The organism is Mesorhizobium sp. M2A.F.Ca.ET.037.01.1.1 (assembly GCF_003998075.1).
Taxonomy (GTDB): Bacteria; Pseudomonadota; Alphaproteobacteria; order Rhizobiales; family Rhizobiaceae; genus Mesorhizobium.
Map to the genome: position 1 here is coordinate 1 of NZ_RZSA01000206.1, position 8013 is coordinate 8013.

Sequence of the window (8013 nt, forward strand, 5' to 3'; positions counted from 1 at the left end):
GCAAGCTGACCGGTTGGGAGATCGTCGCTGTGCCCGGCCTCATTCCGGCCGGCCCCTTCTTCGACCATCTCGCCAACCGGCGCTTCCCGGTCACCAACTGGCTGCGGACGAAGAAGGAGCTCGACTATATCGTCGAACCGGACATGTTCCACGATTTCTTCGGCCATGTGCCGATCCTGACCCAGCCGGTGTTTGCCGATTTCATGCAGATGTATGGTGAGAAGGCGGAGGACATGATCGCGCTCGGCGGCGACGAGATGATCACCAGGCTTTACTGGTACAGCGCCGAATACGGCCTCATCCAGGAACCCGGCCAGCCCGTGAAGGCGTTCGGCGCCGGCTTGATGTCGTCCTTCACCGAGCTGCAATTCGCGGTCGAGAGCAAGGACGCCCACCATGTGCGGTTCGACCTCGAGACGGTGATGCGCACCGGCTACGAGATCGACAAGTTTCAGCGCGCCTATTTCGTGCTGCCGTCCTTCGATGCGCTGCGCGATGCCTTCGCTAATGGAGACCTTGCCGGCATCGTGGCGCGGTTCAAAGGCCGGCCGGCGCTCGACCCGTCGATGGTCTGAGCTTTTTACGCAACTCCGGACGGAAAACTGGGCAGCGCTTTTCCTGGAATTGTTCTGAGGTCGGTTTTCGCCCAACCGACATTCAGGGCGGTTCAGTTGCCGAGAGGCAGCTGAGCCGCTTTGTCTTGCGGATGTCTAAGCCTTATTGGGCTCGGCCTTGATCCTGGCCAACTGCTCGCTCTGCAGGTCCAGCGCGGCATTGATGAAGCGCAGGACGGTCGCGAGCTCCGCATTGCTGAAGCTCGCCACCACCTTCTCCCCCTCGCGCGCGATCGTGCCGTAATAGCGCTCCGACAATTCCCTGGTCAGCTCGGTCGCCTCGATCACCACCTTGCGCCTGTCCTCGAGGCTGCGGGCCCGGGTGACGTAGCCGCGCGCCTCCAGCCGGTCGATCAATGCAGTGACGGCGGCCGGCGTCAGTCCGGTCGCCGCCGCCACGGCGCCCGCCGATTGCGGTCCAGCATAGAGCAGGCCCAGACAATGCCGCTCGGCCGCGATCAGGCCCAGCCGCGCGCCCACCGCCTCGTCATAAGCCTGGGTGGCGTCCTGCCAGCGCATGACGGCAACGCCGGCTGGTGGCGCTGGCCGCCGCGGCCGTGCTGGTGCGCATTGCCGTCTACGGCCTTTGAACGCGGTTGCAATTTCGCCAAAAGCGCCCAGGCGGCGCCGGTTGCCACACCAGGCGCCGGCGCCGCCGGCGTTTCGGAGATCAGACGGCGATCAGCTTGCCGAGGTGCTCGCCCAAGCGGCAGGCGAGCGCGGTGATGGTCGTCGTAGGTTGCACTGGCCCGACGTGCAGAACACCGATGAGGCGCCGACATAGAGATTGTCCATGCCGTGCACTTTGCAATTGACGTCGACGACACTCTTCAAGACATCGGTGCCCATGCGGGTGCCGCCCATATGATGGTGGCCGGCGGTCTCCTCGTTGGTCGGGTAATCGCCGCCGTTGCTGATCCAGTCGTCGATGCGGACGCGGCCGAGATTCTTCTGCGCCAGCGTCGTGCCGAAGAGCTTCAGCCCCTCGAGCAGGGTGCGGCGCTCGAGCGGCGACTTCTTCCAGTGCAGTTCGATGCGCGGAACGCCGGCGTGATCGACGTCGGTCTTCGACAGCTCGATCTGGTTCGAAGCGAGTGGCGCCTGCTCCCAGGCGACATAGAGCTGGGCGGCGCAACGCAGCCTCTGGTCCAGTTGCGAAGACATCCACTCCGCCATGTTCGGCGCGGTGCAGGCGAGGTCGGCGATCAACTTCTTGACATTGGGATAGGGGCTCTCGATCAGGCGGATGCCGAAATTCATGATCTGCAGCCGCTCCATCGCGGCAAGCGTCGGCGAGAAGAAGGCTTCGTTCGAGGCGTCGACCTCGAACTCCGAATAGCTGGCGAGAATGGCGTTGCCGCCCTCGAAGGTCGGATGCTCCATCCAGTAGCGGCCGAGCGCCGCCGCGTTGGGCACCACGCCGCCATTCGAACGCTCATTCGACCACAACAGCAGCCGCGAGTTTTCCAGCCCACCGGTGCAGGTGACGAAATAGTCCGCGCTGAAAGTGCCGGCGTCCTGGCCGTTCGACCACAGCTTCGCGCCGGTGACGCGCTTGCCGTCGCCGATATGCTCGGTCGCATAGGTGTTGAGCACGACGGCGATGTTCTTGCTCCGGTCGAGCTCGTCGGCGAATTTCTCGCCGAAGCGAACCGCAGGACTCTTGATCAATTGCACCCAGCGTATGTCGTCCGAAACCGGCACGTCGGGCCGGAAGTCGGGAAGCTCGAGGATGTCGTGGACTTCCTTCAGATAGGGCTCAACATCGGCGCGGCTGATCGGCCAGCCGGTGTCCGGCGCCCAGGCCTTGGGCTCGAAGTCTTGGCTGTCGAGCACGCGGCACCAGCCGGCCCAGTGATTGGACGAGCCGCCCATGAAGCGCAGCCTAGTGATGTCGAGGTCGAAGTAGAAATCGCCAACCGTCTTACCGCGGTAGAAATCCTGCGACTCGTCGCTGAACTCGCGCGAGCCCGCCTCCAGGACGACGACCGGGATGCCGGCGGCGCCCAGCTTCCTGGCGATCGTGGTGCCGGCCGGCCCGGAGCCGAGGATGCAGGCCCTGGGTTTGAAGCCGGCCTGCTTATAGGCTTCGTAGCTGTCGAAGATCATGCGAGGTCGCTCCGCCGCAGGATCCATCCGTTGATCTCGACGATTTCATCACGGTCGATCTCGTCAGGGTTGGCGGGGGCCGGTGGGTTGCGGAACAGCGACAGTGCCGGCAACGTGATCAAGGCCTGCAGGATCACGCGGCGCGATATTTTTCTTATGAACCTGCTCATGATACGTCTTTCGATAGGGGGCTCGATCCACGCATGCCGTTCCTGAACGGCACACATGCCGCCGAGGAGGCCAAACTCCGTGCCAAACCCGGGTGAAGACGGCGTTACACCCGGAAGTTTAGCGCGGTTGAATATGGACATGGTTAGGGTTTTCCTAAAGCGCGTCGCATTGGAGCGGTTCAGGCGCCGGGCTTTTGAGTTTTGTTTCGATGTCGTTGCCCCAAAACCGCTTCGCACTTTTGGGCGACATGCATGACGCCCGCGAGGGGCCTCAAGCCGCTTCGGGAAGCTCGCGGTCGAGTATCGAAAGGTTGCGGCCGCGGTTCTTCGCCTCGTAGAGCCTGCGGTCGGCCGCGCGCATCAAATCGGAAACGGTTGCACCTTCGCCGCAGCTTATGCCGCCGATCGAGACCGTGAGCGGCACGGTGCGCCCGTCGGTAGGGCGGAAACGGATCAGCTCGACCTCGCGACGGATGCGTTCGGCGACATGCTTGGCCTCACGCTCGCCGGCGCCGACCAGGAAAGCCGCGAACTCCTCGCCGCCGATGCGGCCGAGCACGTCGCCGTTGCGCACACCACGCTCGATGGCGCCGGCGATCAGAAGCAGCGCTTCGTCCCCCGTCAGATGACCGTAGCTGTCATTGATCCTCTTGAAGTGATCGGCGTCGATAATGAGCAGCGCGCCACGATCGCTCTTGCGCCGCGACCCATCGAGCGCGGCAAAGAAGGTTTCGCGATTGAGCATGCCGGTCATGTCGTCGCGGCTTGCCTTTTCGGAGAGGCGCCTGTGCGCCGCGGCGAGTTGCGCGTGGGCGCGGGCAAGTTCGCGATGCGCGTTCTGCAACCGGTCGCTGTGCCAGAAGCTGCCCGCGCTGGCGGCCCAGGCGAGCACGAGCGGGCATAGCGTCGATGCCAGCCAGATCGTGCGGCTCATCGGGAAGCCGATTGCCGGAACCACAATCAGCGTCAACAACAGCGAGACGGCGACCGAAGCGAATGCTACGGTAGCGGCCTTTAGAAATATGCGGCTCATCACTTGCTCCCAAGGGATAGCCTCTGTGCCAGCAAGCGCTGAAGGCGACCTTTCCGGAACTTTTAAAATTTGAAGCGAGACGCCATTTTCACATACCGTGACGCGCATAAGTTGTGGATAACTTCAGCGCCGGCATGCCATAAGAAGCCATGACAATGACACCCGATCCCGCCCGCTTTGCCCATGTCACGGACTGGGTGTTCGACCTCGACAACACGCTTTATCCGCATCACTCGAACCTGTTCGCGCAGATCGATGTGAAGATGACCGCCTATGTCGGCGAGCTGCTGACGCTTTCGCGCGACGACGCGCGCAAGCTGCAGAAGGAACTCTACCTGGAATATGGCACGACGCTGAACGGGCTGATGAAGCGGCACGGCATCGATCCCGACGATTTCCTCGAGAAGGTGCACGATATCGACTATTCGCGACTGGTGCCGGATCCGGTGCTGGGCGCGGCGATCCGCCAGCTTCCGGGGCGCAAATTCATCTTCACCAATGGCGACCGCAGGCATGCCGAGCGCACCGCGCGCCAGCTCGGCATATTGGAGCATTTCGACGCCATCTTCGACATCGTCGCGGCGGGGCTCAATCCCAAGCCGGAGCGCCAGACCTATGAACGCTTCGCCGAACTGCACTCGGTGACCGGGCACAATGCGGTGATGTTCGAGGATCTGGCGCGCAATCTGGCCGTGCCGAAATCGCTCGGCATGACGACCGTGCTGGTGGTGCCGCGCAATTTCGAACCGACCTTCTCGGAAATCTGGGAACGCGACCCGGCGAATGATGACGACGTCGATTTCGTCACCGACGATCTCGCCGGCTTCCTGACCGCGATCGTCGACGTGGTGGCCTGACCAACTTCGGATTGCCTATACGCTGTCCCGGCGCGAGCACTATTGGCGCGGACTGCGGAACCTAATCGAAATCCGGAATCGTGCCGGGCGGCAGTCCCAGCCGGCCGTTCAGCTCCTTCAAGAACCGGCAGAGGTCCGGATTGCCGGCTGCTCCCGTACCGTTGCCGTCGGACGCGTAGCCGTTGCCGTGGCCGTTGCCGCAATTGGCGTTGCCGTTGAAGCTGCCGCCATTGAAATTGCCGCTGAAGCTCCCGGCATTGCCGTTGCCGTTGAAATTGCCGCTGTTGCCGTTGCCGTTGAAGTTGCCGGCATTCCCATTGCCGTTAAAATGTCCGGTATTGCCAAGGCCATTGAAATTTCCGGTGTTGCCAAGGCCGTTGGCGACACCGGCGCCGATTGGAAGATCGGCAATCCTGACCAGGGTCGAGGCATCGGCGGCAAGCAACGCGGCAAGCAGGGTGCCGAGCGCGAGGCCGTTGCCACCAAGCAGCCTCGCCGCCACCCGACGCTCGCGGGGCCGGGCGGGCCCGGATGATTTCAGGCCGGTCATCAGCGGTTCCCCCGGCCGTTGAAGTTGCCATTGAAGGCGCCGACATTGCCGTTGCCGTTGAACGATCCGCCGTTGAAGTTGCCATTGCCGGCGCCGATGTTGCTGTTGCCGTTGTATTCGCCGGTGTTGCCGTTGCCGTTGAAGGAGCCGATGTTGCCGTTGCCGCTCGTCGCCGAGGTGTTGTTGTTGCCGTTGAACGCGCCGACATTGCCGGTACCGCTGTTGAAGGCGCCGACATTGCCGGTGCCGCTGTTCTTGTAGCCGAGATTGCCGCCGAAGTTACCGAGCGGATTCATGCTCCTGACGTCCGAGCCGATGGCCTGGCCGTATTTGCCGACCGCCGCCTGGACAGCCGACATGCCGAAGGCCTGGCTGCCCGTCGTGGTGTCGGCCTTCGCCGCGGTTGCACTCAACAACCCCAGGCATAGCGCCGGTATGACGTAGCGTTTCATCTGCGAGCTCCTTCCATGGCTAAGCTTGAAATTGGGCTTTCGAAATTGGCCCCCGTTTCGAAAAGGACCATTCTTCGAAAAGGACTGGGACCGCCGGCGACATGTCGCGATAGCCTTTGCGCGGGGGACGGGCGCGTGGCTCGGCGATCCCAGAGGCGTCAGCGTCGACTTGGCGACGCTGGCGGTTGGTCGGCGCTAGTGGTTGGCGTTGCCGTTTCCGTTGCCGTTGCCGGCGCCCCAGTTGCCGTTGCCGTTGGCATTGCCGTTTCCGAGGCCCCAGTTCCCGTTGCCGTTCACGTTGCCGTTGCCGAGGCCGAAATTGCCGTTGCCGTTGCCGTTGCCGTTCGCGACGCCGGCATTCAGATTGCCGTTGTAGTTGCCGTTGAAGGCGCCCCAGTTGCCGTTGCCGTTCCCGTTGCCGTTGCCGAACCCGAAGTTGCCGTTGCCGTTGAAGTTGCCGTTGTAGGCGCCGGTATTGGCGTTGCCGTTGCCGTTGCCGTTGCCGACGCCGACATTGCCGTTGCCGTTGCCATTGCCGCTGCCGATCGAAAGCGCGGATGCCGTACCGGTCAGAGCCGACAGTACGGCCGCGGCCAGGATGATCTTTCTCATGACGTTCTCCTTCGTTTGCGTTGAGCTTCCCGGGCAGTTCAAGATGACCGGGAGGACGCTTGAAGGATGCACGCAGAAATAGCGGCGATACATTCGGGCTGATCAGCGGAGGTTGTCGGTTTTTCTGCTGATCCCCATGTCAGGAAAAGTTGAAGCAATCAGGAAAAAACTGACAGGCATAAAGGCATCTGGCGGGTGTATACTGCGCAAACATTCATGCCTTTTCTCGCCGACCCGCGGGTGGCTTGCGATCCTCGCGACGGCAATGGGAAGAGAAAGGTTGATGTGGGCGGGTATGACCACAGGTAAGGACGATAGGGCCCTGCGCCGCAGGCTTGCGCGGCGCTTGATCGCCGTGCAGGAAGAGCAGCGCCTGCGCCTGTCGCGGGAGCTGCATGACGACCTCGGCCAGATGCTGGCCAGTGTCGCGCTGGAGTTGCACAACGTACGTGCCGGCACGCAGGAGATGGACGGCCGTCTCGAGCGCGCCGCGATGCTTATCGACCGGCTCAGCGCCAAGGTGCATGACGCTGCCTGGAACCTGCGGCCCGCCGACCTTAATCGTCTCGGCCTGCGCGCTTCGGTCGAGGATCTGACGACAATGCTTTGCAGCCAGCTCGGCATTCCATGCGAGATGGATCTCGACGCCCTTTCGAACCCGCTGCCCGCAGAGACCGCGCTCACGCTTTATCGTGTCGCGCAGGAGGCGATCACCAATATCGGCAAGCATGCCCTGCCGAGCCGGGTAAGCGTAACGGCCCATATTCAGGACGATCGGATGCGCCTGACAATCGAGGATGATGGCCGCGGCTTTGACGGCCGCGCCGACCCCGGTCCGGGCCATCTGGGACTTGCCGGAATGCGGGAGCGGCTGGCGCTGGTCGGTGGTGAACTGACGGTCGAAAGCGCCACGATGAAAGGAACTGCCGTTTATGCGGATGTGCCGTTGGCACATTGAATAGTGGGGGAAAGGGCTGCGCCTTCCAAGGACAGTCTGATTGGTGGGGAAATGGTTGCGTCGGCTTCGGGCCTGTTCGTCGCGTTTTGCCAAGTGTCTGGTTTTGCACGGGTTCGGACAGCACAACGCGACGTTCCTTTCCTAAACTCGTCTACGTGAAGCGCCGCACATCCCGGACATTAGCTGCGGCTTACAATCCGCGCCGCATGGGTTAGGCGGGGGGATAGCTTTACCCGCTACGGCCGCCTCAGGGCTTGCCGATACAGACGGGCGTCCCGCGCCATGCGGGGCTGTTGCCTAGACCATCAAGGACAAGAGGCCTCTTCCGGAGGAAGGGCTCTTCACGACTGATGGAGGTTAAAGGTGCGCTGCAGGCGGATATTTCTGGTCGACGACCACCCGATCATGCTGTCGGGGGTCGGGGCGATGATCAACAGCCAGGACGATCTGACGGTCGTCGGCCTGGCCGGGAATGCCGAGGATGCCCTTGAAGGGATCGGCAAGACGCTGCCCGATATCGCCGTGGTCGATATATCGCTTCCCGGCGACAGCGGGGTCGTGCTGATCGAAAGGCTCGGCGAGCGCTTTCCCGAGGTCAGCTGCATAGCATTGACAGCGCATGAGGACCCCGGCTGCCTGCGCCAGGTGCTTGCGGCGG

At 62.8% G+C, this 8013-nt stretch carries 10 protein-coding genes and 1 pseudogene; 4 read left to right on the plus strand and 7 right to left on the minus strand.

The genetic code is table 11. The annotated features are described in order from the left end of the window. Positions 1-575: phenylalanine 4-monooxygenase (phhA, locus tag EOA27_RS12815; protein WP_127256325.1), on the plus strand; the 575-nt coding region annotated here is incomplete at its 5' end. 135 nt (positions 576-710) lie between these two features. Here phhA and EOA27_RS12820 read toward each other — a convergent pair. The 4 genes and pseudogenes from EOA27_RS12820 to EOA27_RS12835 form a co-directional block, all read right to left on the minus strand. After that, complete coding sequence (locus tag EOA27_RS12820) at positions 711-1133, minus strand: MarR family transcriptional regulator (protein WP_126080173.1); 423 nt, start codon at positions 1131-1133, stop codon at positions 711-713. A 151-nt stretch (positions 1134-1284) separates the two neighbouring features. After that, a pseudogene (locus EOA27_RS12825) lies at positions 1285-2723 on the minus strand (GMC family oxidoreductase). Next, positions 2720-3034: a hypothetical protein gene (locus EOA27_RS12830; protein ID WP_126080172.1), complete on the minus strand. Its 315-nt coding sequence runs from the start codon at positions 3032-3034 to the stop codon at positions 2720-2722. Before EOA27_RS12830 ends, EOA27_RS12825 begins: the two are co-directional and overlap by 4 nt. 130 nt (positions 3035-3164) lie before the next feature. Then, positions 3165-3926 carry a GGDEF domain-containing protein gene (locus tag EOA27_RS12835; protein ID WP_126080171.1) on the minus strand — a complete coding sequence of 254 codons (762 nt, stop codon included), beginning with the start codon at positions 3924-3926 and terminating at the stop codon, positions 3165-3167. A 149-nt stretch (positions 3927-4075) separates the two neighbouring features. Between EOA27_RS12835 and EOA27_RS12840 the strand changes: the two genes are divergently transcribed. After that, positions 4076-4783: a pyrimidine 5'-nucleotidase gene (locus tag EOA27_RS12840; RefSeq protein ID WP_126063409.1), complete on the plus strand. Its 708-nt coding sequence runs from the start codon at positions 4076-4078 to the stop codon at positions 4781-4783. Between the two features lie 61 nt (positions 4784-4844). Here the strand turns inward: EOA27_RS12840 and EOA27_RS12845 are convergent, their stop codons facing one another. The 3 genes from EOA27_RS12845 to EOA27_RS40645 form a co-directional block, all read right to left on the minus strand. Continuing rightward, positions 4845-5333, minus strand: coding sequence for a hypothetical protein (locus tag EOA27_RS12845; RefSeq protein WP_126080170.1), 489 nt, complete (start codon positions 5331-5333; stop codon positions 4845-4847). Further along, positions 5333-5785 carry a hypothetical protein gene (locus tag EOA27_RS12850; protein ID WP_126080169.1) on the minus strand — a complete coding sequence of 151 codons (453 nt, stop codon included), beginning with the start codon at positions 5783-5785 and terminating at the stop codon, positions 5333-5335. Before EOA27_RS12850 ends, EOA27_RS12845 begins: the two co-directional genes overlap by 1 nt. Before the next feature lie 195 nt (positions 5786-5980). Continuing rightward, complete coding sequence (locus tag EOA27_RS40645) at positions 5981-6397, minus strand: hypothetical protein (RefSeq protein ID WP_189562014.1); 417 nt, start codon at positions 6395-6397, stop codon at positions 5981-5983. A 355-nt stretch (positions 6398-6752) separates the two neighbouring features. Here EOA27_RS40645 and EOA27_RS12860 point away from each other — a divergent pair, with 355 nt between their 5' ends. Further along, the gene (locus EOA27_RS12860; protein WP_245467361.1) at positions 6753-7355 is read left to right on the plus strand and encodes a sensor histidine kinase; all 603 of its coding nucleotides are present in this window, start codon (positions 6753-6755) and stop codon (positions 7353-7355) included. 363 nt (positions 7356-7718) lie between these two features. Beyond that, positions 7719-8013, plus strand: a 295-nt coding sequence (locus EOA27_RS12865; RefSeq protein WP_145970331.1) for a response regulator transcription factor, incomplete at its 3' end; no start/stop codon positions are given.

What these genes read in the sequence shown, in the direction of transcription:
- EOA27_RS12820 (WP_126080173.1), bottom strand. Translation starts at nt 1,133, where the DNA reads ATGCGCTGGCAGGACGCCACCCAGGCTTATGACGAGGCGGTGGGCGCG.
- EOA27_RS12830 (WP_126080172.1), bottom strand. Translation starts at nt 3,034, where the DNA reads ATGTCCATATTCAACCGCGCTAAACTTCCGGGTGTAACGCCGTCTTCA.
- EOA27_RS12835 (WP_126080171.1), bottom strand. Translation starts at nt 3,926, where the DNA reads ATGAGCCGCATATTTCTAAAGGCCGCTACCGTAGCATTCGCTTCGGTC.
- EOA27_RS12840 (WP_126063409.1), top strand. Translation starts at nt 4,076, where the DNA reads ATGACAATGACACCCGATCCCGCCCGCTTTGCCCATGTCACGGACTGG.
- EOA27_RS12845 (WP_126080170.1), bottom strand. Translation starts at nt 5,333, where the DNA reads ATGACCGGCCTGAAATCATCCGGGCCCGCCCGGCCCCGCGAGCGTCGG.
- EOA27_RS12850 (WP_126080169.1), bottom strand. Translation starts at nt 5,785, where the DNA reads ATGAAACGCTACGTCATACCGGCGCTATGCCTGGGGTTGTTGAGTGCA.
- EOA27_RS40645 (WP_189562014.1), bottom strand. Translation starts at nt 6,397, where the DNA reads ATGAGAAAGATCATCCTGGCCGCGGCCGTACTGTCGGCTCTGACCGGT.